Origin of the sequence: Curtobacterium sp. 320, from assembly GCF_031455235.1 — a bacterium.
In the GTDB taxonomy this organism is placed as follows: domain Bacteria; phylum Actinomycetota; class Actinomycetes; order Actinomycetales; family Microbacteriaceae; genus Curtobacterium.
In genome coordinates this window covers 158,464-179,858 of the sequence record NZ_JAVDSI010000009.1, presented here as the reverse complement: position 1 = coordinate 179,858, position 21,395 = coordinate 158,464, and the positions used below count along the sequence as shown (strand labels likewise).

Below are 21,395 nucleotides of genomic sequence, written 5' to 3'. Positions count from 1 at the left end.
TTACTTCTCGGAGAGCGTCGCGAGGACCGCGGCGGTGATGAGGGCGAACGAGATCGCACCGGCGTCGGGGGTGCCGACCGCGTCCTCGCCGTGGGTCCGGGCGCGGCCCATCCGCGGCAGCAGGTCGGCGGTGGCGTCGGCCGCGGTCGTGGCAGCGGCGGATGCGGCGGACCAGGCGGTGACCAGGTCGTCGCCGGCCGCGGTGCGGGCGGTGAGGACCTCGTCGAACGGGACGAGCGCGTCGACCATGGTCTTGTCGCCCGGGACGGCCCCGAACGCGAGGACGGCCTCGGCGGCCGCGCGCACGGCGCCGGCGACGGTGGTGGCCGACGGGCGCGAGGTGTCCCCGAGGACGCGACCCAGTGCCTCCAGGGCCGCACCCCAGATCGCACCGGACGTGCCACCGGCCTTGTCGGACCAGGCGTCACCGGCGATCGCGAGGACCGAGCCGGCACCGGCGCCGCGTGCTGCGGCGTCCTGCGCCGCCGCGTCCGCCGCGGTGGAGCCGCGCTGCATGCCGATCCCGTGGTCGCCGTCGCCGGCCACGGCGTCGATGCGGCCGAGTTCGTCGGCGTGGGCGTCGATCGTCGCGCGCACGGCCGTGATCGCCGTCGCGATGCGGGTCGCGGCCGCCCGGGACTCGTCGGTGCCGACGGTCACGGGGACGACCACGCCGGCCTCGAGGACGTCGGAGGACACGGGCTCCTGCGGGACGGCGCCGCCCTTGCGGTAGGCGGGGGTGTAGGCCGGGGCAGCCCAGAGTTCCTCGAGCTCGTCGTCGAGCCAGAAGAGGGTCAGTGAGACGCCGGCCATGTCGAAGCTCGTGACGAGTTCGCCGACCTCGGGCTCGACGACGACTGCGCCGGCCGCGGTCAGTCGGCGCTGCACGGCGTCGAACACGACGAAGAGCTCCTCGTACTTGACGGAACCGAGGCCGTTGAGGATCGGGACGACGCGTGCTCCGTCGGCTGCGACACCGGACGGCAGCTCGGTGAGCAGCTTGTCGACGAGCAGGTCCGCCAGTCCGGACGCGGTGGGGACGTCGGCTTCGTCGATGCCGCGTTCGCCGTGGATGCCCATGCCGATCGCCATGCGACCCTCGGGGACGGTGAACAGGGGTTCCTCCGCGCCGGGCAGCGAGCAGCCGGAGAACGCGACGCCGAAGCTGCGGGTCCGGTCGTTCGCCCGCTCCGCGATCGTCGTGACGGTGTCGAGGTCGTCACCCCGCTCGGCGGCGGCTCCGGCGACCTTGAACACGCAGAGGTCCCCCGCGATCCCGCGGCGCTTGTGGGCCTCGGCACTCGGGGCACTCGCGACGTCGTCGGTGACGCGGACCGTGCGGACGTCGATGCCGGCCGCGGTGAGTGCCCGGGCGGCTGCGTCGAAGTTGAGGACGTCGCCGGCGTAGTTGCCGTAGCTCAGCAGCACCCCGCCGCCGTGCTCGGAGGCCTTCGCGACCGACGTGACCTGTTGTGCGCTCGGGCTGGCGAACAAGTTGCCCATCGCAGCACCGGCGGCCAGGCCGTGCCCGACGAGTCCGCCGAACGCCGGGTAATGCCCGGATCCGCCGCCGATCACGAGCGCGACCGTGCCGTCCGGCGACGTGGTCGAGCGGGCGACGCCGCCGTGGACCTTCCGCACCCGGGAGCGGTTCGCGGCGACGAAGCCGTCCACCATCTCGTTCGCGAAGTCCGCGGGGTCGTTGAACAGGCGGGTCATGCGTGGGACTCCTGGGTCGTGGTCGTCGCGGCCTGCGCGGCAGCGTCGGCGTCGGCGTCGCGTCGCTCGTTCCGCTTCGTGGTCCGGCCGAGGACGAACATCAGGACGCTCGACAGCACCATGAAGAACCCGACGATGAACATCGGCACCTGGTACCCGCCGGTCCACTCGCTGACGGCGCCGGTGATGTACGGCGCGGCGAACCCGCCGAGGTTGCCGACCGTGTTGATGAGCGCGACGCCCGCGGCCGCTGCGGCACCGGTGAGGAACTGCGTCGGGACGGTCCAGAAGTTCGGCAGCGCGGCGAAGATCGAGCACGCGGTGATCGCGATGACGGCGACCGTGGCGGCCGGGCTGTTCATGTAGAGGGCCACCGGGATGCTCAGGCCACCGACGAGGGCGGGGACCGCGATGTGCCACACCCGGACGCCGCGCCGGAACGCGTCACGCGACCAGAAGTAGAGGACGACGGCGGCGGGCACGTACGGGATCGCCGTGATGAGCCCCTTCTGGAACAGGTCGAACGTGGTGCCGAACTGCTCCTGGAAGCCGTCGATGATGGTCGGCAGGAAGAAGCTCAGGGCGTACAGGCCGTAGATGAAGCCGAAGTACACGGCGGCGAGCATCCAGACGCGACCGGAGCCGAACGCCGCACGGAGGCCGCCCTTGCCGTGCGCGTTGCCCTCCTTCTGGCTGTTCTCCTTCGCGAGGGCGCCCTCGAGCCAGAGTTTCTCGTCCTCGTCGAGCCACTTCGCCTGCGACGGCTTGTCCTTCAGCACGAAGAGGCACAGGATGCCGACGATGATCGCGGGGATCGACACGCAGAGGAACATGAAGCGCCAGCCCGCGAGGCCGCCGAGCAGTCCCTCGTGGGTCATCAGCCAGCCGGCGAGCGGCGAACCGATCACGCTGGTGAGCGGCTGCGCCAGGTAGAAGAGCGCGAGCATCTTGCCGCGGTGCCGGGCGGGGACCCAGGTCGACAGGAACAGGATCGCGCCGGGGAAGAACCCGGCCTCGGCGATGCCGAGCAGGAAGCGCAGGCCGACGAGCTGCGGGTAGTTCTGCACCCACGTGAAGAGCAGCGAGACGATGCCCCACGTGATCATGATGCGGGCGAGCCAGACGCGGGCGCCGAACTTGTGCAGCGCCAGGTTCGACGGCACCTCGAGCACGAGGTAGCCGATGAAGAACACGCCCGAGGCGAACCCGAACTGCGCGGCGGTCAGGCCGAGGTCGGCCTCCATGCCGTTCGGGGCCGCGAAGGAGATCGCAGTGCGGTCGAGGAAGTTGATGAAGAACATCAGCGCCACGAAGGGCACGATGCGGATCGCGATCTTGCGGATGGCCGTCTTCTCGACGACCGAGGTGGGGATGCCTCGCGTGGCGGGGATGTCCACGATGACTCCTGCTCGGGTGGGGTGGTGCTCCGGTCGGCTGCTGCGCCGGGGACGGAGGTGACGCATCGGTGCGCACGGACCAGTGTGCGCGGTCGCTCGAAACTTGTCAACCGGTTGACCATTTCATGCCGCCACGGAGCGGCGGGGAGTCCCGCCGCAACCGGTTGACCGACCGGTACGCTCACTGCATGCCCGCGTTCAGCCCGGACGACCCGCTCAACATCCGCCTCGAACTCGAGTCGGTGCCGACGGGCTCCCCCGCCTCCGAGGTCGCCCGACAGCTCGTCTCCCTGCTGACCGCCGGCGACCTTGCTCCCGGTTCGCGGCTGCCCTCGGAGCGGGTGCTGGCCGAACGGCTCGGGGTCGGTCGGTCCGCCGTGCGAGAGGCCCTCGCGGCGCTCGAGATCCTCGGCATCGTGCAGATCCGCCCGGGTTCCGGCACGTACCTGCAGGGCGGGACCTCGGACCTGCTGCCGACGACCCTGTCGTGGGGGCTCATGCTCGCGTCGAACCGGACCCGGGAGCTGCTCGAGGTCCGGTCGTCGCTCGAACGCACCGCGGCGATCCTCGCCGCCCAGCGTGCGACGCCGGCGCAGCTCGACGAGCTCCAGACCTACATCGACCGGCAGCACCAGGCGCTCGACGACCCGGACGCCTTCATCGACGCCGACGTCCGGTTCCACGTGCTGCTCGCCCGCTCCGCCGGGAACGACGTGCTCGCCGACCTGCTGCAGAGCCTCCGATCGATGCTCAGCGTGTGGGTCGGCCGTCGTGTCCGGACCCGCCAGGCCACCGAGGCCGCGTACGAGGAGCACCGGGCGATCCTCGAGGCGCTCCGGGCCGGGGACGTGCTCGCGGTGCAGCGGGCGATGGACGACCACATGGCCACGGCGAGCGCCCGCATCGAGCACGCCGGCCCCGCCGACTGACGGACGGGGCCAGCCGCCGGCCCCGCCCGCCTACGTGCGGAGCAGCGGGGCAACCAGCGGCTCGAGCCACCTCGAGTACGCCGTCGACATGTGCGTCCGGTCGCGGTACACGAGCTTGTCCTGCACCACCACCGGGCACCCGTCGTCGGTGCAGAACCAGTCCCGCGGCTCGACGGTGGGGACGCCGGCCGCACGCACCGTGTCGGCGACGTCCTCGTGCCGTCCGGAGACCGCGTAGGCGCGTTGCTCCGCCTGGTTGCACTCGTCCACGGTGTCGAGGTGCTCGGCCACGCACGACACCGCGTCCCCTTCCGGCACCGGCGTGTCCAGCATGTAGACGGTGCGGAGTCCGGCGGCCTGCATCGTGGCCGCGGTCTCGGCGGTGCCGTCCGCCCACGTGGTGTTCGACACCTGCTTGCCGGGGACGTTGTCCGACTGCGCCATCACCACGAGGTCGGGGTCCAGGGCCTGGATGCGCCGCATCGACGCGTCCCGCCACTCCGGGCACTCGGTGTACGTGCGCTTGAGCGAGGAGTTGAACAGCTCGACGTCCTGGGCGACCGGGCACGCGGCCTTCGTCCACGCGACGACCTTCCAGCCCTCGGTCTTGCCGGCGGCGTCGAACGCGGGCAACCACTGCTGCGCGTGCGAGTCGCCCCAGAGCACCACGGTCCGGGAGCCCTCCGGGTCGCCGTACACGCACGCCTTCTGCTGGATCTGCAGGTAGCCCGCGTGGCAGCCGTCGTCCGTCGAGTCCGGCTGGTCGTCGGCGGCGGTCGTGAGGCTCGGGGTCAGGTTCGCCGGCACGTCCGACGTCGTCAACGCCGACCGGATCGTCGCCTGGATCTCGGTGGAGTCGCCCTCGTCGAGCGATGCCGCCTGCACCGTCCCGCCGCTGCCGACGAGCGCCGGGACCGAGAACACCACGACCACCGCGGTCGCCGTCGTCGCGGCCGCCGCACCGGCCCCGATCGCAGCCCAGCTGATCCGCTTCCACCGCGCTCGCGCGGAGGGCGACTCGATGAGGTGGTAGGTGATCGTCGCCACCCACAGCGCGACCGCCATGACCTCGAGCTTCTCGAGCCACCCGAGGTCGCGGTTGACCATGACGGGCACGAGCACGACCATCGGCCAGTGCCAGAGGTACCAGCCGTACGACACCTTGCCGATCGCCTGGAACGGCTTCAGCTGCAGGACCGTCTCGACCGAGCCGCGGCGGTACGCCCCACCGCCGGCGATCACCGCGCAGGCGCCGAGCACCGGCAGGAGGGCCGCCGTGCCGGGGAAGGGCGTCTCGTCGGAGTACACGAACGCGCTCGTCAGGACCGCGCCGAGGCCGGCCCAGGTCAGTGCGACCTGCAGCGCACCGGGGGCCTTCGCGAGCCACCGGGCGCCGAGGGCGAGGAACGCCCCGGCCGCGAGCTCCCATGCGCGGGTCTGCATCGAGAAGTACGCCAGCGGGGAGTCGTGCGCGGTGATCGTCACGGACGCCCACATCGACGCCCCGAACACGAGCGTCACCACGGCCGCCATCGCCAGGCGACGGTGCCGCTTCCACAGCACGATCGCCAGTGTCAGGACGAGCGGCCACACCAGGTAGAACTGCTCCTCGACGCCGAGCGACCAGAAGTGCTCGAGCGGCGAGGCCGGTCCGTCCGCGGCTTGGTAGTCGACGCCCTGCGCGGCGAGCCGGTAGTTCAGGGCGAAGAAGGTCGCGGCGACGCCGTCCCACGCCACGTTGGACGCACGAAGGATCGAGTCGAACACGCGGGTGGCCACGACGGTCACGGCGATCACGAGGAGCGCGGTGGGCAGCAGGCGCCGGATGCGGCCCGCGTAGAACGAGCCGAAGTCGATCCGTCCCGTCCGCTCGACCTCGCGGAGCAGCTGCCCGGTGATGAGGAAGCCGGAGATCGCGAAGAACACGTCCACGCCGACGTACCCGCCGGTGAGGACGGGCGCGCCCGTGTGGTAGACCACCACGAGCAGCACCGCGACGGCGCGGAGCCCCTGGATGTCGGGTCGGAACCGGCGCGGTCCGGCGGCCTGTGGCCGCTCGGCCTGGACCGGCTCCTCGACGGGTGCTGCGGAGTCCGCCAGCACCACCGGGTCGAGGCGCTCACCGAACGCGGGCCCGGAGGCGCGGCGCGGCTCCGGCACGACGCCGACCGGTGACGACGGGGTCACCGTCGGCGAGAGCGGCGGCGCGGGGAGCGACGGATCGGCCGCGTCCGCCGCCGCGACGGAGGCGAGTGCGGGGGTCGGAGCCGCGCCACCGGTGGCGGTGACCGGTGCGTGGGAGGCGGTCCGCGCCTCCCGACGGTCGACACGTGCCTGCCTGCGGAGCGCGCGCCGCGGCGAGGACGGGACCGACAGGAAGAGCATCGGCACCTGCACGTACGCGTGGATCGCGGCGAGGATCCACATGGCCCAGAGCACGTCGGGGCCGAACCGGACGGTGGCCCACGCGAGGCCCGTCCACGTCACGAGGAGCGACGTGGTGACCGTGATCCGCATCACCCGCGCGATCTGCGTGCCGAGCGGTGTGGTGACCTTCTTCGCCGCACCGGTCGGCACCCACTCGCGGGTCCTGCCCGTGAGGACGTGCACGATCGCGACGGCGTGGGCGAACGAGTACAGGGACTGGATGCGCAGGACGTCGATCCGCCACCGGGACCGGTACATGATCGGGACGACCACGAGCCACATGAGCATCGCGCCGAGGAGCCAGACGGAGTTCTGCGGCATGATCCACTGCGGCAGGCCGAACAGCATCACGAGCCCGGGCAGCGGGGACAGGAACACGTTCACCGCGGTGGAGATGTAGTAGAGGAACCCGGACCAGAAGCACATGCGCTGCCGGAGCGTGATGTGCGGGTTCTCGTGGAAGGTGGTGTCGGCGAGGAGCGACATCGACCCGGTGCACCAGCGGTACTGCTGGTTGAGGAACGACGCGAGGTCGTCCGGGCACATGCCCTTCGAGACGAGGATCGGGACGTACCGCACGAGGAAGCCGACGCGCATGAGGTTCACGCCGGTGTGGACGTCCTCGGAGTGGCCGATCTGGGCGAAGCCGCCCGCGCGCTCGAGTGCCGCCCGCCGGTAGATCGCGCAGGTCCCGACGCAGATCGCCGCGTTCGAGCGGTCGCGTGCGGGCTGGATCCAGCGGTAGAACAGCTCCTGCGTGGCGCCGGCGGTCCGCTGCAGCCAGTGCATGCCCTTGCGGGCGTCGAAGAACTGCGGCGACTGCACGATGCCGAGGCTCTGGTCGTCGAAGTAGGGCACGAGCTCGTGGAGGTAGTCGGCTCGGGGCACGAAGTCGGCGTCGAACACCGCGATGAGGTCGCCGTCGCTCTGTTCGTAGCCGTACCGGAGGTTGCCGGCCTTCTTGAGGTGCCCGCGGTCCGGCCGGACCTCATACCGGTAGCCGTGGCGCCGCGCGAGCTCGGCGACCTCGGGGCGGTCCGCGTCGTCGAGGACGTACACCGTCAGGGTCGTCGGCCAGCGGAGCTTCGCCACCCACGCGTAGGTGTTCGCGAGGATCGCGAGCGGCTCCCCCGCGGTGGGGAGGAACACGTCGACCGTCGGGTACCGGTCTGGGGCCCAGCTGCCGACGCGTTCGACGTGGTCACGCTTGTGGAAGCGCTTGCGCCGTGCGCTCGTGGTGAGCGACACGCACAGCGTGAGGCAGTAGAGCGTCGTCGGGATGAGGAACAGCAACAGCCCCGGGGCCGACGTGGAGAACCGCCAGATGCTCGAGGCGATGAGCGCGAAGGCGGCGGCCTGGGCGAACAGCATCCAGCGGTGCTGCGCGCCCATGTACCAGTACTTCTCGCGGTCCGTGGGCGGTGCCGGGAGGTACTGCGGCTCCCCCGTCTGATCCGTGCTGTCCGTGGTCGCGGGCTGGGTGCGCGCGTCGACCACCGTGTCCGTGGACGTCATGTCGGGCCTTCCCCTGGTTCAGGCGTGACGAATGGCGTTGCAGTGGTGCAGGTACGGTGCTGCGGTGATCGTTCGATGGTGACGGTTGCTCGGGCACTTCGTGTGACGGGGAGGTGAACCCGACCTGGCAGTGTGCCCCTCGAACGGGGGACGACCCCGCTCTGCCGGGCGCGCTGTCAGCCGGGCATCGGCATGGCCGTACCGATCGGGACCTGTCCCCCGGGGATCTCCGACGCACGCCCCGCGGCGCCGGGTCGTTGCCGGTCCGGCAACGTTCCTTGTCCGTCGAGCGCGGGATGCGGTGGAGTGACGGCATGCACACGCACCGGGAGCCGTCCGACACGACCGCACGCAGCTGGTGGGAGGCCCGCTACGCCGAGCACGACGGGATCTGGTCGGGGCGGGTGAACGCGGTGCTCGCCGACGTCGCGTCGTCGCTGCCAGCGGGACGCGCGCTCGACCTGGGCTGTGGCGAGGGCGGCGACGTCGTCTGGCTCGCCCAGCAGGGGTGGGCGACCACCGGGGTGGACCTGTCGGTGACGGCGGTCACCCGCGGTTCCCGGGCTGCCGTCAGCGCCGGGCTCGAGGAGCGGACGGCGTTCGTCGCGGCCGATCTCGGCTCGTGGGACACCGCGGCGCGGTTCGACCTCGTCACGGCGTCGTTCCTGCAGTCGTGGCCGGTCGAGATCCCGCGTGCGGCGATCCTGCGGCGGGCGGCCGGGTTCGTGGCGTCGGGTGGGCACCTGCTCGTGACGGCGCACGCCGCGCCCCCGCACGGGGACCTGCCCGAGGAGATGCGGGCGTACCGCTTCCCGACGCCGGCGGAGGACCTCGCGGCGCTGGGGCTCGACGACGGGTGGGAGGTCGTCGCCGCCGAGCTCCGGCCGCGCACCGCGGTGACGCCCGAGGGAGCGCCGCACGAGGTGCTCGACAGCGTGGTGCTGGTCCGCCGCCGCCCCCTCAGCGAGGCAGGGGCAGGGGCAGCGGCACGGAGGCCGTGAACGCCCGGACCACCCGGTCGACCACGTCCGTCGCCGGGGCGTCCCACACGGCCTGGTTGAAGATCTCCACCTCGACGTCACCGGCGTACCCGGCGGCCGTCACGGCGGCGGTCACCGGCCCGAAGTCGATGTGCCCGTCCCCCATCACACCGCGGGAGAGCAGCGGGTCGGCGGCGATCGGGATGAGCCAGTCGCACACCTGGTAGCTCGCGATCCGCCCGGCGGCGCCCGCGCGGGCCACCGAGGCCGCGAGTGCCGGGTCCCACCAGACGTGGAACGTGTCCACGACCACGCCGACGGCAGCGGCCGGGAAGGGCGCCGCGAGGTCGAGGGCTTGCGCGAGGGTCGACACGACGGCCCGATCGGCGGCGTACATCGGGTGCAGGGGCTCGACGGCGAGCTGGACGCCGGCGTCGAGGGCGTGCGGGACGAGGTCGGCGAGGGCGTCGGCCACGCGGTCCCGGGCGTCGATCAGGTCGCGGGATCCCTCGGGCAGACCTCCGGCGACGAGCACGAGCACCGGGGCGGACCCGGGCGCGCCGGCCTCGGCCAACGCCGCGGTCTCGTCGATCGCCCGGCGGTTGTCGTCGAGTGCCCGCTGCCGTTCGGTGCCGGCCGGGAGGGTGAAGAAGCCGCCGCGGCAGTGCGAGGACACCCGGAGGCCGGAGTCGGCGACCATCCGCACGGCCTCGGACAGCCCGACCTCGGCGACGGGCGCCCGCCAGGTGCCGATCGCCTGGACGCCGGCGGCGCGGACGGTGTCGAGGGCGTCCCGGAGCGAGGCGTACTTGATCGTCGCCTGGTTGATCGAGAGCCGTGGATGCGGGTGTGCAGAGCCAGCGGCCGCACCGGTCCGCGAGGCCTGCACCGAAGGGCTCACGCGACCACCCCGGAGAGCGGGCGGTCGGCGGGGGTCGAGCCGCGCCTCCTGGCCGTCACGGGCACACCGGACACGGTGAGCAGGTCGTGCCACCGCGACGCCGCGAGCGACGGGTCCTCGAGCGCGCCGCAGGCGTTCGCGAGCCGGACGGTCTCGGACAGGTGCGGCAGGGAGCGGCCGGCGTGCTGACCGCCGACCATGGCGAAGGCGCCCTGGTGGCCGTTCAGCCAGGCGAGGAAGGCGATGCCGGTCTTGTAGTGCCAGGTCGGGGCGCTGAAGACGTGGCGGGACAGGGCCTCGGTGGGGCCGAGCAGCGCGCGGAAGGCGGTCTCGTCGGGGAGTGCCCGGACGGCGGCGGAGGCGATCGGCGCCACGGCGGCGAACGCGCCGAGCAGGGCGTCGGAGTGCGTCCGATCGGTCCCGGCGATGAGGTCGACGTAGTGGAAGTCGTCGCCGGTGAACATCCGGACGCCGGCGGGCAGTCGGGAGCGGAGGGCGACCTCGGCCCGGGCGTCGAGCAGGCTCATCTTGATGCCGGCGACCTTCGACCCGGCGTCGCCCATGATGTCGAGCACGGTGTCGGGGCCGTGCTGACCGCCGAAGTAGCCGGCGAGGGCGGGGTCGAACGCCTCCCCCAGCCAGTGCAGGACGACGGGGGCGCTCGCCCGCTCGATGACCCTGCGGTAGACGCGGCGGTAGACCGCAGGATCGCTGCCCGCCAGGCGCGCCAGGTGCCGGCTCGCCATGAGCACGACCCCCGCGCCGGCGTCCTCGGCGTGGTGGAGCTGGGCGACGTAGGCGTCGACGACCTGCTGCTCGGTGGCGACCTGGTCCGGGAGGTCGTCGGTGTTCACGCCGACGACGATGCGGCCGCCGACGGACTGCGCCTCGCGGGCGCTGCGGGTGATGAGCTCGCGCGTGGCGGCCGGGTCGAGCCCCATGTTCCGCTGCGCGGTGTCCATCGCGTCCGCGACGCCGAGGCCCCACGACCAGAGGTGGTGCCGGAACGCGAGGGTGGCGTCCCAGTCGAGGTCCGCCGGCGCACCCGGCGTGTTGTCGGCGGCGGTGCGCGGGACGACGTGGGCGGCGGCGTAGACGACGCGCTCGGTGAGCGGGGCGGTCGGCTTCGCGGTGGCCGCGACGGCCGGCTCGCGCAGGTCGGCCCGGCTGGTCGTGCCGTCGGGCGCGAGGAGGGTCAGGGTGGTCATGCGCGTGCTCCGACGGTCTCGGCGTCGTCGGCGCGGTCGGCGCGGTCGGCGCTCTCGGCGCGGTCGGTGCGTTCGGCGTTGTCGGCGCGGTCGGCGCTGTCGCCCTGGAGGCGCGGCTCGGCCCCGGTGGGCAGGGTCAGCTCCGGCAGGTCGATGCGTCGTCCTTCGGCGCTCGAGCGCAGACCGGCCTCCGCGAGCGCCACGCCGCGGGCACCGGACAGGAGGTCGTAGGGATGCGGGCGGCCGGCGACCAGGTCCTGCAGGAAGTCCTCCCACTGCGCGCGGAAGCCGTTGCCGAACACCTCGTTGTCGGGGACCTCGAGCCACTGCGCCCTGTAGTCGCGGTCGTCCCGCAGGTCGGGGTTCCACACCGGCTTCGGAGTCGCCGTCCGGGGCTGGATCCGGCAGCCGAACAGTCCCGCGACGGCGCTGCCGTCGGTGCCGTCGACCTGGAACTCGACGAGCTCGTCACGGTCGACCCGGACCGCCCAACTCGAGTTGATCTGCGCCGTGATGCCGCCGGCGAGGTCGAACACGCCGTAGGCCGCGTCGTCCGCGGTCGCCGCGTACCCGGTCCCCTGCTCGTCGGTTCGCTCGTCGATGTGCGTGACCGCGCGGGCGTACACCGACTCCACGCGGCCGAACAACTGCTCGAGGACGTAGTTCCAGTGCGGGAACATGTCGACGACGATGCCGCCGCCGTCCTCGCGGCGGTAGTTCCAGCTCGGCCGCTGCGCGGTCTGCCAGTCCCCCTCGAACACCCAGTAGCCGAACTCGCCGCGGACGGAGAGGATCCGGCCGAAGAACCCGGAGTCGATGAGCAGGCGGAGCTTCCGGAGGCCGGGCAGGTAGAGCTTGTCGTGCACGACGCCGTTCGGCACGCCGGCGTCGGCGGCGAGGCGGGCGAGGTCGAGTGCCTCGTCGGAGGTCTCCGCCGTGGGCTTCTCGGTGTAGACGGCCTTGCCGGCGGCGATCGCCTTCCGCAGGGCGTCGGCGCGTGCGCTCGTCACGGCGAAGTCGGCGAAGACGTCCCAGCGGGGATCGGCGAGGGCGGCGTCGAGGTCGGTCGTCCAGTGCTCGAGGCCGTGCCGGGCGGCGATCTCCTCGAGCTTCGCGGCGTTCCGGCCGACGAGGATCGGTTCGACCTGCAGCCTCGTGCCGTCCGGGAGCGGGAGCCCGCCGTCGTCGCGGATGGCCAGGATCGACCGCACGAGGTGCTGGCGGTAGCCCATGCGTCCGGTGACGCCGTTCATGATGATGCCGATGGTGCGCGTGGTCAACGCGTGCTCCCTTGCTCGCTGTGGCCCGCTCGCCACCGTGGTGGAAAGCGCTTGCCGGAACCGTACACCACGGCCCGTGCCGACCGCACGCGCGTGTTCGGGTGTGTGCGTTCGGGGCGCGCGGCGCGGGCGGGCGGCGCGGGCGCGCGGGCCCGGGGCGTGGGCGCGCCGTGCCACTTCGTGAGCAGGAATGGTCGAGTCGCGCCACGGCACCCGACCGTTTCTGCTCACGATCCGGGCGACGGGGATGGGCGCGGGCGCGGGGACGGGCGCGGGCGACGAGGGCGAGCGCGGGCCCAGGGCGCCCGGGCTCGGCGCGCCCGGGCCCGCTAGCGCGCCGTGCTCGCGCGCAGCACGACCTCGCCGTCGATGGCGCCGTCCGCCTCGAGCCCGAGGGCCCGCCGCACCGCCCGCTCCCCGATCTCCTCGAGGGGCAACCGCACCGTGCTCAGCGCCGGCACGACGTCGGCGAGCATCCGCACGTCGTCGAACCCCGCGACCCCGACGTCCACCCCCGGGACGAGCCCGCGCTCCCGGATCGCCGCGACCGCCCCCACCGCCATGAGGTCCGTGACCGCGAACACGCACCGCGCCAACGCCCCCGAGCCCGCCGCAGCCCGGTCGAGCAGCGACACCATCGCCCGGTACCCGCCGTCCCGCGTGAACTCCGACGGCACCACGGCGGCGTCGGGCACCCGGATCCCGTGGGCGGCGAGGCCCGCGACGAAGCCCTCGTAGCGCGCGTGCGCGGTGGCGAGCGACGGATCCCCGGCGAGCACCGCGAACGAGTCGTGCCCCTGTTCCACCAGGGCCCCGGCGAGCGACGCAGCACCGCTGAGGTTCCGGATCACGAGTGGTTGCACTCCCGACACGCCTGCCACGGCGCCGTCGAGGTCGGACACGAGCGCCGACACCCCCGCGCCGGCCGCGACGAGCCCGGAGACGGCCGACGCCAGCTCGGCACCACCACCGAGGCGACGGCTCACCGCGAGCACCACAGCCCGCGGCCGGAGCCCCGCGACGACGCCGAGGACGGCCGCCTCGCGAGACGGGTCCCCTCCCGTCGACGTGATCGTGACGACGAGCCCGGCGTCGTCGGCGGCGCGGATGGCCCCGGCGGCGATGGCCGCGAAGTACGGATCGGCGATGTCGCCCACGACGAGCGCGAGCGTCGTGGTGGTCCCGCGGGCGACCGCCTGGGCCTGCACGTTGGCGGTGTACCGGAGCTCCTGGGCCGCAGCGTGGACGCGGTCGACCGACTCCTGCCGGACCTTCCGCACGCTGCCGTTGAGCGCGCGCGACGCGGTCGCGAGCGAGACGCCTGCCCGCGCAGCCACGTCGGCCAGGGTGACCGAGCTCCGTTCGGGCATGTCGCGCCTCCTGTCCGTCGGCTCCGCGCTGTGTGGCGAGGGCTGTCTGTGGCGAGGATAGCGATTTCCCGCTCGCCGGGGCGGCGCCGCGGCAACGGATCGAGCCCTCACGTCACCATGTCCAAACATTCTGCAGGAAAGCGCTTGCCAGAATCATCGGGCGTCGTGTAGACCTTGTGTCCTCGGCCGAGACTCCCCGAACGCTCGCCCGCGGCACAGCCCGTGGTCCCGAACGAAAGCAGTGACGATGAAGTCATCCAAGAGAATGCTCGCGCTGGTCGGCGGCATCGCCGCGCTGGCGCTCCTGAGCGGCTGCGCCTCCGGCAGCGGTTCCGGCGACGGCGGCAAGGTCGACCAGCTGACCTTCTGGCTCTCCACGTCGACGGCACAGGAGAAGGGCTACCAGGACCTCGCGACCGACTACGAGAAGAAGACCGGCGTCACGGTCAAGATCGTGAACCTGCCGTACGACGGGCTGCAGACGAAGCTCCGCGAGTCGGCGCAGGCGAACTCGCTACCCGACGTCGTGCGAGCCGCGGGCATCGACCCGATCTGGACCGGCAAGACCGTTGACCTGGCCTCGATCGTGGACGACGACGCGAACAAGATCGACAAGGACATCATCGCGAAGGACGACGACGGCAAGGTCACCTCGATCCCGTCCGACGTCACCGCGGCGGGCCTGTTCGTGAACAAGTCGCTGTTCGACAAGGCCGGCATCGCCTACCCGACGGACCCCGCGAAGGCCTGGACCTGGGACGAGTTCCTGCAGGCCGCCGACCAGGTGAAGGCGAAGACCGGCGCGAAGTACGACCTGGTGTTCGACTCCTCGCCGTCCCGCCTGCGCGCCTACATGTTCACCAAGGGCACCGACTTCATGCAGCAGGAGAAGGACGGCTCCTTCCCGACCGACGCGAAGACCGTCTCGGCGCTGCAGGACTTCGCCGACATGAACGACGACTCCACGATGCCGAAGTCGGTGTGGACGAGCGGGCAGGACCCGAACGCCCTGTTCAAGAGCGGCCAGGTCGTCGCCTACTTCTCGGGTGTCTGGCAGTCGTCGGACTTCGCGTCGAACATCACCGACTTCGACTGGGCCAGCGCCGCGACCCCGGCCGACCCGACGCACGCCACCGAGATCAACTACGGCGGCAACATCGTCGGCTTCGAGAACTCGGACGCCCGCGGCACCGCGGCGAAGAAGTTCATCGACTACATGTACGAGCCGACGAACTACGCCAAGCTCGTGACGACGAACGGCTTCCTGCCGGTGGAGTCCGGGCTGGACATCAGCTACCCGTTCGAGTCGCAGGCCGCCAAGGACTCCTTCGCGCTCTACCAGAAGGAGATCGACGCGGCGGACCCGATCTCGAGCTCCTACGCCAAGGAGAGCGCGAAGTGGGCGGTCGAGGGCAAGGAACTCGGCACCGACCCCACCACCGCCGAGGTCGGCAAGCTCATCAACGGGCAGCAGTCGGCCAAGAAGACCCTCGAGACGATCACGAAGTACTACGAAGACCACGTCGGATGACGGACCGGGGTCGGGTGCACGCACCCGACCCCGACGTCGTCCCCCGAGCAACACCGCGACGAACGAAGAGGACCATCGTGAGCATCCCCACCGCAGCCGGCGACGTGCAGACCGCCGTGCCCACCCCGGTGCCGCCCCGCCGGCCCGGCGCCGCGAGGACCACCAAGCGCCGCCGCTCCGGCGTCAGCAAGCCCGTCCTCGCCCCGATCCTCTTCGTCAGCGTCAACGCGGTGCTGTTCGTCGTGTTCTTCGTGTGGCCCGCGGTCATCGGCCTCGGCTACTCGTTCACCGACTACAACGGTGTCGTCGCCCCGAAGTTCATCGGGCTCGAGAACTACTTCGAGCTGTTCGCCGACGACACCTTCTACGCGGCACTCCTCCGGACGTTCCTCTACGCGATCGTGGCGGTACCGCTCGGCTTCGTGCTCTCCCTGTCGATGGCGCTCATGCTCACGAGCCCCGCGGCGAAGGGCCGGAGCGTCGCCCGCATCGTCTTCTTCGTGCCGTGGCTCATCTCGCCGATCGTGACCGGCGTCATCTGGCGGTGGATGTTCGGCGAGAACTTCGGGCTCGCGAACTTCGTCATCGAGTCCTTCGGCGGCAAGGCCGTCCCGTGGCAGTCGAACGCGGACCTGTCGCTGCTCGTCGTGGTGTTCGCCACCGCGTGGGCCGGAGCCGCCTTCAACATGCTGCTGTTCGTGGCCGCGATCCGGAACGTGCCGCAGTCCTACTACGAGGCGGCGTCCCTCGACGGCGCCGGCGCCTGGCACCAGTTCCGCTACATCACGCTGCCGAGCATCGCACCGACGTCGTTCATCGTGGTCCTGCTGTCGTCGCTCGGCGCCTTCAAGGAGTTCGCGACGATCCAGGCACTCAACGGCGGCGGTCCCGGCACCGACAACAACCTGCTCGTGCAGTACATCTACACGAACGGGTTCCAGAACGCCCACATCGGCTACGCGAGCGCGGCGTCGATGGTCCTCATGCTCATCCTCATGGCCATCGCGCTCATCCAGCTGGCCGTGAACCGTCGGACGGAGGCCCGCCAATGACCGCCACCCTGCCCAGCGCCTCCGGCGCACCCGCGACCGACGTCACGTCGGGGAACGCCAAGAACAAGAACACGACCAGGACCAAGCGCCTCGACGGCCCGCCCCGCCCCAGGGCCATCGCCGCCACCGCCCTGCTCTGGGTCTTCATCATCGCGTTCGGCTTCCCCGTGCTCTGGTTCGTCCTCAGCGCGTTCAAGCCCGGCGGCGAGCTGTTCTCCTACCCGCTCACCCTGTTCCCGAAGACGTGGTCGGTCAGCGGCTTCACGGAGGCCTGGGCGAGCTACGACTTCGCCCGCTACTTCGGCAACACCGTCATCGTCGCGCTGGTCACCACCGTCCTCACCGTGCTGGCGAGCGCGGCGACGGGGTACGCGCTGGCGAAGTACGACAACAGGTGGCTCAAGGTCTTCTTCGTCTGCATCCTCGCGACGACGATGCTCCCGACCGAGGTCATCCTCGCGCCGACGTTCATCGTGATCCGCGACCTCGGCATGTACGACTCGCTCGCCGGGATCATCGTGCCGTCGGTCATCACCGCGACCGGCATCTTCATGTTCCGGCAGTTCTTCCTCACCGTGCCGGACGACCTCGTCGAGGCCGCCCGCATCGACGGCGCGAGCGAGTTCGGGATCTTCTGGCGGATCATGCTGCCGATCTCCCGCCCGATCATGCTGACGCTCGCGATCTTCTCGTTCCAGTGGCGGTGGAACGACTACATCTGGCCGCTGCTCGTCCTCAACGACCCCCACCAGTTCACGATCCAGATCGCGCTGCAGAGCATCGTCGGCGCGGAGAACGTCAACTGGACGGTCCTGCTCGGCGCCTCGGTGATCTCGATCATCCCGCTCGTCCTCATCTACCTGGTCTTCCAGAAGTACGTGAACGGCGCGGACCTCAACGCGGGCCTCAAGGACTGATGGGCTTCCTCGACCTCGCCGGCACCGCGGCCGACGCCGACGCGGCCCGGCTCCGGCAGGCCACCGACGCTCCGGAGACGCTGCAGCACCGCGAACTCATGGCGCGCGCCCTCACCCTGGTCGGGGCGTGGGTCCGGAACGAGCGGACGGGAGGCGCGGCTCACCCCACCGACGACGACCTGGCCACCGCGCACGGCTGGGTCCGGCACCTCGCCACCAGGCAGTCCCCCGGCGGCACGTTCGTCGGCGGCGACAACGTCCTCTCCCCACCCGACTCCGCGTTCACGGTCAACGACGTGTGCGACGCCCTCGAGCTCCTCGCGCCGTACCGTGCGACCGTGCCGACGGCCGCGGCGCTGGCCGACGACCTCGACGAGATCGTGCACCGCGCGACCCCGGCGTTGCTGACGGGTGGCGTGCACACACCGAACCACCGGTGGGAGATCGCGGCCGCACTCGCCCGCGTCCACCGGCTCCACCCGGACCCGGCCCTCGTCGAGCGGATCGACGAGTGGCTCGCCGAGGGACCGGACATCGACGCCGACGGCCTGTGGTCCGAGCGCAGCCCGAACTACGCCGCGGCGGTCTCGTGCCCGTCCTTCCTCGTGTTGGCGTCGGTGCTGGGTCGACCCGAGCTGCTCGACCCGGTGCGTCGTTCGCTCGACGCGACGCTCGCGCTGCTCCTGCCCGACGACACCGTCGAGACCGTGCAGTCCCGACGGCAGGACCAGTCGCAGCCGTTCGGGATCGGGCCGTTCGCGCCCCTGCTCTGGCACGTCGCGGTGCTCGACGACCGAGCCGACCTGGCCGCCGTCGCCGCCCGGGCAGCGGTCGCCGACACCTGGCAGCCCGGTGCGGTGGCCGCACGGGCAATGACCGACCCGGTGCTCGAGCGCCCGCTGCCGGCGGGCGCACCGCTCCCCCGGGGCACCTCGACGTTCCGGGCGGCACGGCTCGTCCACGTGCGCGAGGCCGACCGCGACGTCGTGCTCTTCGCCGGCTCGGACGTCCCGGCGGCCGGACACGTCCGCTCCGGGCTCGCGAACAGCCCGACGTTCCTGCGGGTCGTCGCCGGCGCCGTCGTCCTCACCGACGTCCGGCTCTCGCGGGAGTTCTTCGGCCTCGGCCCGTTCCGCCCGACGAGGCTCGAGGACCTCGGCGCCGGCCGGTTCCGGCTGACCGAACGCGTGTCGGCCGGCTACCACCAGCCGCTCGCACCGGAGCACCGGCGGGCAGACGGTGACTACGCGCTCGGCGACGAAGGGCGGTTCTCGGCGTCGATGGCGTTCGGCAGCCGGACCGCCGACGAGGTGGCGCTCACGACGACGGTCGACGTCGCACTGACGGCCGACGCGGTCACGCTCGACATCGAGACCGCCGGGGCCGACGTCCCGTGGTCGCTCCAGCTGACGTTCCGCGACGGGGGTACGTTCTCCGGTGTGAGCACCGACGCCGCCACCGCAGAACGCGTCCTCGTCACCGGGACCGCTTCGTACCGCGTCGGCACCGACACCGTGACGTTCGGGCCGGGCAACGGCTCGGGCCCCGCGCAACCGGCGTTCTACGCGCCCGGCCAGGACTACGCGTTCCTCGGCGGGACGGACCGGCCGACGGGCTCGCACGTCCACGTCACCGGACGCGCGCCGGGCCGGACCCGTGTCGTGATCGGCACCCCGTCGGTGGGGTCGTGACCACGGAGCGACCGGCGGCCGGGGATCCGAGCCGCACCGCGCCTCCCGGCATCGTCCTCGTCGGCGCGCGCGGCTACGGCCTGCACCACCGGGCGACCATCGACCGGCTCGTCGGCCTCGGGGCCTGCACGCTGACGGCCGTGGTCGACCCGACCCTCGACGCCGACGAGGACGGCGGGGTGCCCGTCGTCCTCGACGTCGCCGCAGCCCGCGCGATCGGCCCGATCGACGTCGTCGTGGTCGCCGCCCCGATCGCCGCGCACCTCCCCCTCGCCCTCGCCGCCCTCGAGAGCGGCGCCGACGTCCTCCTCGAGAAGCCGCCGGTCACGACCCGCGCGGACCTGGCGACCCTGCTCGACGCTGAAGGACGTAGCGGACGCGTGGTCCAGGTGGGGTTCCAGAGCCTCGGGTCGCACGCGCTGCCCGCACTCCGTGACGGGTCGCTCGTCGGGACCGTCCGGACCGCCGCGGCCGTCGGCACCTGGACGCGCGACCAGGCGTACTGGGACCGCTCCGCCTGGGCCGGCCGCCGCAGGGTGGACGGGGTCGACGTCCTCGACGGCGTCGTCACGAACCCGCTCGCCCACGCCGTGGCGACCGCCCTCGCGCTCGTCGGCTGCCGTCGAGCCGACGAGGTGGCGCGCGTGGAGGTCGAGCTGTACCGGGCGAACGCGATCGAGGGCGACGACACCTCGGCCGTCCGGGTCACGACGACCACCGGACGCGAGGCGACCGCGGCGCTCACCCTGTGCGGGCCGACCGAGGTCCTCCCGAGCGTGCGGGTCCGCGGCACGACCGGGAGCGCGGTCCTCGGGTACACGACCGACGAGGTCACGATCGACGGGGTGACCCACGGCCTCGGACGCACCGACCTACTCGAGAACCTGCTCGCCCACCGGTCCCGCGGCGACGCGCTGCTCGTGCCGCTCGTGTCGACCGGCGCGTTCGTCGAGGTACTCGAAGCCGTGCGGGCGACCGAACCGGTGCAGATCGACCACCCGTGGGTGACGTGGGACGGCGAGGGGCCCACGCGTCGGCCGCTCGTCACGGACGTCGAGGCGGTCGTCGACCGCGCGGCGGACCAGCGCGCGCTGTTCTCCGAGGTCGGCGCGCCCTGGGCGCACGCGGACCGCGACGAGGCGCTGGACGAGCTCGTCGTCGACGGCGTCCCGGTCGCGTCGGTCCTCGACGGCGCGGGGACGATCCCGACGTCGTCGCCCCGCCCGTACCTGCACCCGGTGCGGACCCTCGGCGGCACGGTCGTGAGCGCCCACCACCCGCCGGACCACGACTGGCACTGCGGCGTCGGGTTCGCGATCCCCGACCTCGACGGCGTGAACTGCTGGGGCGGACGGACGTACGTCCACGGCGAGGGCTACGTCTGGCGCGACGACCACGGGAGCGCCACGGTCGTGCACGCCGAGCACCACGGCCCCTCCCTGCGGCAGGAGGTCGTCTGGCGCGGTCCCGACAGCCACGTCGCCCTGCACGAGGACCGGGCCCTCGCCTGGCGGGCGGTCGACACCGGGTGGGAACTCACGTGGTCGTCGTCGTTCCGTGTGCCCGGGGACGCGGTCGTCCGGCTCGGCGGCCCGGGCAGCAACGGTCGGGTCGGGGCCGGGTACGGCGGCTTCACCTGGCGCTTCCCGCCGTGCGCCGACATCGCGGTCCGGACGGCGACGGCCAGCGGCGAGGACGCGGTGCACGGGTCGGTCGCGCCGTGGGTCGAGTGGTCGGCCGTGTTCGAGGGCGTCGGCGCCACGATCCGGTTCGAGGCCCTCGACCACGATGACCCGTGGTTCGTCCGCGCCGCCGAGTACCCCGCGATCGGCTCGGCGCTCGCCTGGCGCACCCCGACGCTCGTGCACCCGGGGGTGCCCCTCGTCCGGTCGTTCCGAGTTACGGTGTCGGACGGCCGGGTCCGACACGGCCCGGTCGAGCGCGGCCCGGTCGAGCACGGCCCGGGCCGGTCCGCCAATACGCTGGTGGGATGAGCACCGAGGACTGGGAAGCCCGAGTCGCCGCACTCTGGGCCGACGACACCATCGACGACCAGGAGCGCATCGACCGCATGCGGGTCCTCGCCGACGCCGCACCCCACCCGGCGCTGGGCGCGTTCGAGCTCGGCGGGGCGAACGACTCCGGCGGCCACGAAGCCGAGGCCGACGTCCACTACACGGCCGCGACGGCAGCCGGGCTCGACACCGTGGACCCGGCGAGGGCGGCGCGGATGATCGTCCAGCACGCCTCGACGCTCCGCAACCTCGGCCGGGTCGACGAGGCGATCACGATGCTCCGCGACGCCCCCGAGCACCCGGCGACCGGCGCAGCGCCGAAGGTGTTCCTCGCACTCGCGCTGCACAGTGCCGGTCGCCACGACGAGGCGCTCCGGGTCGCGATCGAGGCGGTGGAGCCGACGCTCCCCCGGTACCACCGGTCGGTCCGGGCCTACGCAGCAGCCCTCACCGAATCCTGACC

15 protein-coding genes are annotated in these 21,395 nt (G+C 72.4%); 8 read left to right on the top strand and 7 right to left on the bottom strand.

The features are described from left to right. Both J2X60_RS13545 and J2X60_RS13540 read right to left on the bottom strand, forming a co-directional pair. Window positions 1–1,719 carry a dihydroxyacetone kinase family protein gene (locus J2X60_RS13545; protein ID WP_309888190.1) on the bottom strand — a complete coding sequence of 573 codons (1,719 nt, stop codon included), beginning with the start codon at window positions 1,717–1,719 and terminating at the stop codon, window positions 1–3. Beyond that, window positions 1,716–3,116, bottom strand: a complete 1,401-nt coding sequence (locus tag J2X60_RS13540) for an MFS transporter (protein ID WP_309888188.1) — start codon at window positions 3,114–3,116, stop codon at window positions 1,716–1,718. The genes J2X60_RS13545 and J2X60_RS13540 overlap by 4 nt, the downstream gene beginning before the upstream one ends. A 188-nt stretch (window positions 3,117–3,304) precedes the next feature. Between J2X60_RS13540 and J2X60_RS13535 the strand changes: the two genes are divergently transcribed. Then, window positions 3,305–4,045 carry a FadR/GntR family transcriptional regulator gene (locus J2X60_RS13535; protein WP_070416464.1) on the top strand — a complete coding sequence of 247 codons (741 nt, stop codon included), beginning with the start codon at window positions 3,305–3,307 and terminating at the stop codon, window positions 4,043–4,045. 30 nt (window positions 4,046–4,075) lie between these two features. Here J2X60_RS13535 and J2X60_RS13530 read toward each other — a convergent pair whose 3' ends face one another. After that, the gene (locus J2X60_RS13530) at window positions 4,076–7,987 is read right to left on the bottom strand and encodes an SGNH hydrolase domain-containing protein (protein ID WP_309888185.1); all 3,912 of its coding nucleotides are present in this window, start codon (window positions 7,985–7,987) and stop codon (window positions 4,076–4,078) included. 314 nt (window positions 7,988–8,301) lie between these two features. Between J2X60_RS13530 and J2X60_RS13525 the strand changes: the two genes are divergently transcribed. After that, complete coding sequence (locus J2X60_RS13525) at window positions 8,302–8,988, top strand: class I SAM-dependent methyltransferase (RefSeq protein WP_309888184.1); 687 nt, start codon at window positions 8,302–8,304, stop codon at window positions 8,986–8,988. On the opposite strand, the gene J2X60_RS13520 is transcribed toward J2X60_RS13525, so the two are convergent. From J2X60_RS13520 to J2X60_RS13505, 4 genes are all read right to left on the bottom strand, one after another. Continuing rightward, the gene (locus J2X60_RS13520; RefSeq protein WP_309888183.1) at window positions 8,948–9,868 is read right to left on the bottom strand and encodes a sugar phosphate isomerase/epimerase family protein; all 921 of its coding nucleotides are present in this window, start codon (window positions 9,866–9,868) and stop codon (window positions 8,948–8,950) included. The genes J2X60_RS13525 and J2X60_RS13520 overlap by 41 nt on opposite strands. After that, window positions 9,865–11,076, bottom strand: coding sequence for a DUF993 family protein (locus tag J2X60_RS13515; protein WP_309888182.1), 1,212 nt, complete (start codon window positions 11,074–11,076; stop codon window positions 9,865–9,867). The genes J2X60_RS13520 and J2X60_RS13515 overlap by 4 nt, the downstream gene beginning before the upstream one ends. Continuing rightward, window positions 11,073–12,329 carry a Gfo/Idh/MocA family oxidoreductase gene (locus J2X60_RS13510; RefSeq protein WP_309888213.1) on the bottom strand — a complete coding sequence of 419 codons (1,257 nt, stop codon included), beginning with the start codon at window positions 12,327–12,329 and terminating at the stop codon, window positions 11,073–11,075. The genes J2X60_RS13515 and J2X60_RS13510 overlap by 4 nt, the downstream gene beginning before the upstream one ends. A 356-nt stretch (window positions 12,330–12,685) precedes the next feature. Continuing rightward, window positions 12,686–13,726, bottom strand: a complete 1,041-nt coding sequence (locus tag J2X60_RS13505; protein WP_309888181.1) for a LacI family DNA-binding transcriptional regulator — start codon at window positions 13,724–13,726, stop codon at window positions 12,686–12,688. 247 nt (window positions 13,727–13,973) lie between these two features. Here J2X60_RS13505 and J2X60_RS13500 point away from each other — a divergent pair, with 247 nt between their 5' ends. The 6 genes from J2X60_RS13500 to J2X60_RS13475 all read left to right on the top strand — a co-directional run bounded on the left by J2X60_RS13500 (window position 13,974) and on the right by J2X60_RS13475 (window position 21,393). Then, window positions 13,974–15,257 carry an extracellular solute-binding protein gene (locus tag J2X60_RS13500; RefSeq protein ID WP_309888180.1) on the top strand — a complete coding sequence of 428 codons (1,284 nt, stop codon included), beginning with the start codon at window positions 13,974–13,976 and terminating at the stop codon, window positions 15,255–15,257. Between the two features lie 77 nt (window positions 15,258–15,334). After that, a complete protein-coding gene (locus J2X60_RS13495; RefSeq protein WP_309888179.1) occupies window positions 15,335–16,309 on the top strand; it encodes a sugar ABC transporter permease in 975 nt (324 codons plus the stop codon). Then, the gene (locus J2X60_RS13490) at window positions 16,306–17,226 is read left to right on the top strand and encodes a carbohydrate ABC transporter permease (protein WP_309888178.1); all 921 of its coding nucleotides are present in this window, start codon (window positions 16,306–16,308) and stop codon (window positions 17,224–17,226) included. Before J2X60_RS13495 ends, J2X60_RS13490 begins: the two co-directional genes overlap by 4 nt. Further along, window positions 17,226–18,917, top strand: a complete 1,692-nt coding sequence (locus J2X60_RS13485) for a hypothetical protein (RefSeq protein WP_309888176.1) — start codon at window positions 17,226–17,228, stop codon at window positions 18,915–18,917. Before J2X60_RS13490 ends, J2X60_RS13485 begins: the two co-directional genes overlap by 1 nt. Further along, window positions 18,914–20,911, top strand: coding sequence for a DUF6807 family protein (locus tag J2X60_RS13480; protein ID WP_309888174.1), 1,998 nt, complete (start codon window positions 18,914–18,916; stop codon window positions 20,909–20,911). Before J2X60_RS13485 ends, J2X60_RS13480 begins: the two co-directional genes overlap by 4 nt. Next, on the top strand, window positions 20,908–21,393 hold the full coding sequence (locus J2X60_RS13475) for a tetratricopeptide repeat protein (RefSeq protein ID WP_309888170.1): 486 nt from the start codon (window positions 20,908–20,910) through the stop codon (window positions 21,391–21,393). Before J2X60_RS13480 ends, J2X60_RS13475 begins: the two co-directional genes overlap by 4 nt. Window positions 21,394–21,395: the final 2 nt, after the last annotated feature.

Excerpts from the sequence above, each read along its gene's own strand:
- J2X60_RS13545 (WP_309888190.1), bottom strand. The coding sequence starts at position 1,719 with ATGACCCGCCTGTTCAACGACCCCGCGGACTTCGCGAACGAGATGGTG.
- J2X60_RS13530 (WP_309888185.1), bottom strand. The coding sequence starts at position 7,987 with ATGACGTCCACGGACACGGTGGTCGACGCGCGCACCCAGCCCGCGACC.
- J2X60_RS13490 (WP_309888178.1), top strand. The coding sequence starts at position 16,306 with ATGACCGCCACCCTGCCCAGCGCCTCCGGCGCACCCGCGACCGACGTC.
- J2X60_RS13535 (WP_070416464.1), top strand. The coding sequence starts at position 3,305 with ATGCCCGCGTTCAGCCCGGACGACCCGCTCAACATCCGCCTCGAACTC.
- J2X60_RS13485 (WP_309888176.1), top strand. The coding sequence starts at position 17,226 with ATGGGCTTCCTCGACCTCGCCGGCACCGCGGCCGACGCCGACGCGGCC.
- J2X60_RS13510 (WP_309888213.1), bottom strand. The coding sequence starts at position 12,329 with ATGAACGGCGTCACCGGACGCATGGGCTACCGCCAGCACCTCGTGCGG.
- J2X60_RS13475 (WP_309888170.1), top strand. The coding sequence starts at position 20,908 with ATGAGCACCGAGGACTGGGAAGCCCGAGTCGCCGCACTCTGGGCCGAC.
- J2X60_RS13500 (WP_309888180.1), top strand. The coding sequence starts at position 13,974 with ATGAAGTCATCCAAGAGAATGCTCGCGCTGGTCGGCGGCATCGCCGCG.
- J2X60_RS13525 (WP_309888184.1), top strand. The coding sequence starts at position 8,302 with ATGCACACGCACCGGGAGCCGTCCGACACGACCGCACGCAGCTGGTGG.
- J2X60_RS13515 (WP_309888182.1), bottom strand. The coding sequence starts at position 11,076 with ATGACCACCCTGACCCTCCTCGCGCCCGACGGCACGACCAGCCGGGCC.
- J2X60_RS13505 (WP_309888181.1), bottom strand. The coding sequence starts at position 13,726 with ATGCCCGAACGGAGCTCGGTCACCCTGGCCGACGTGGCTGCGCGGGCA.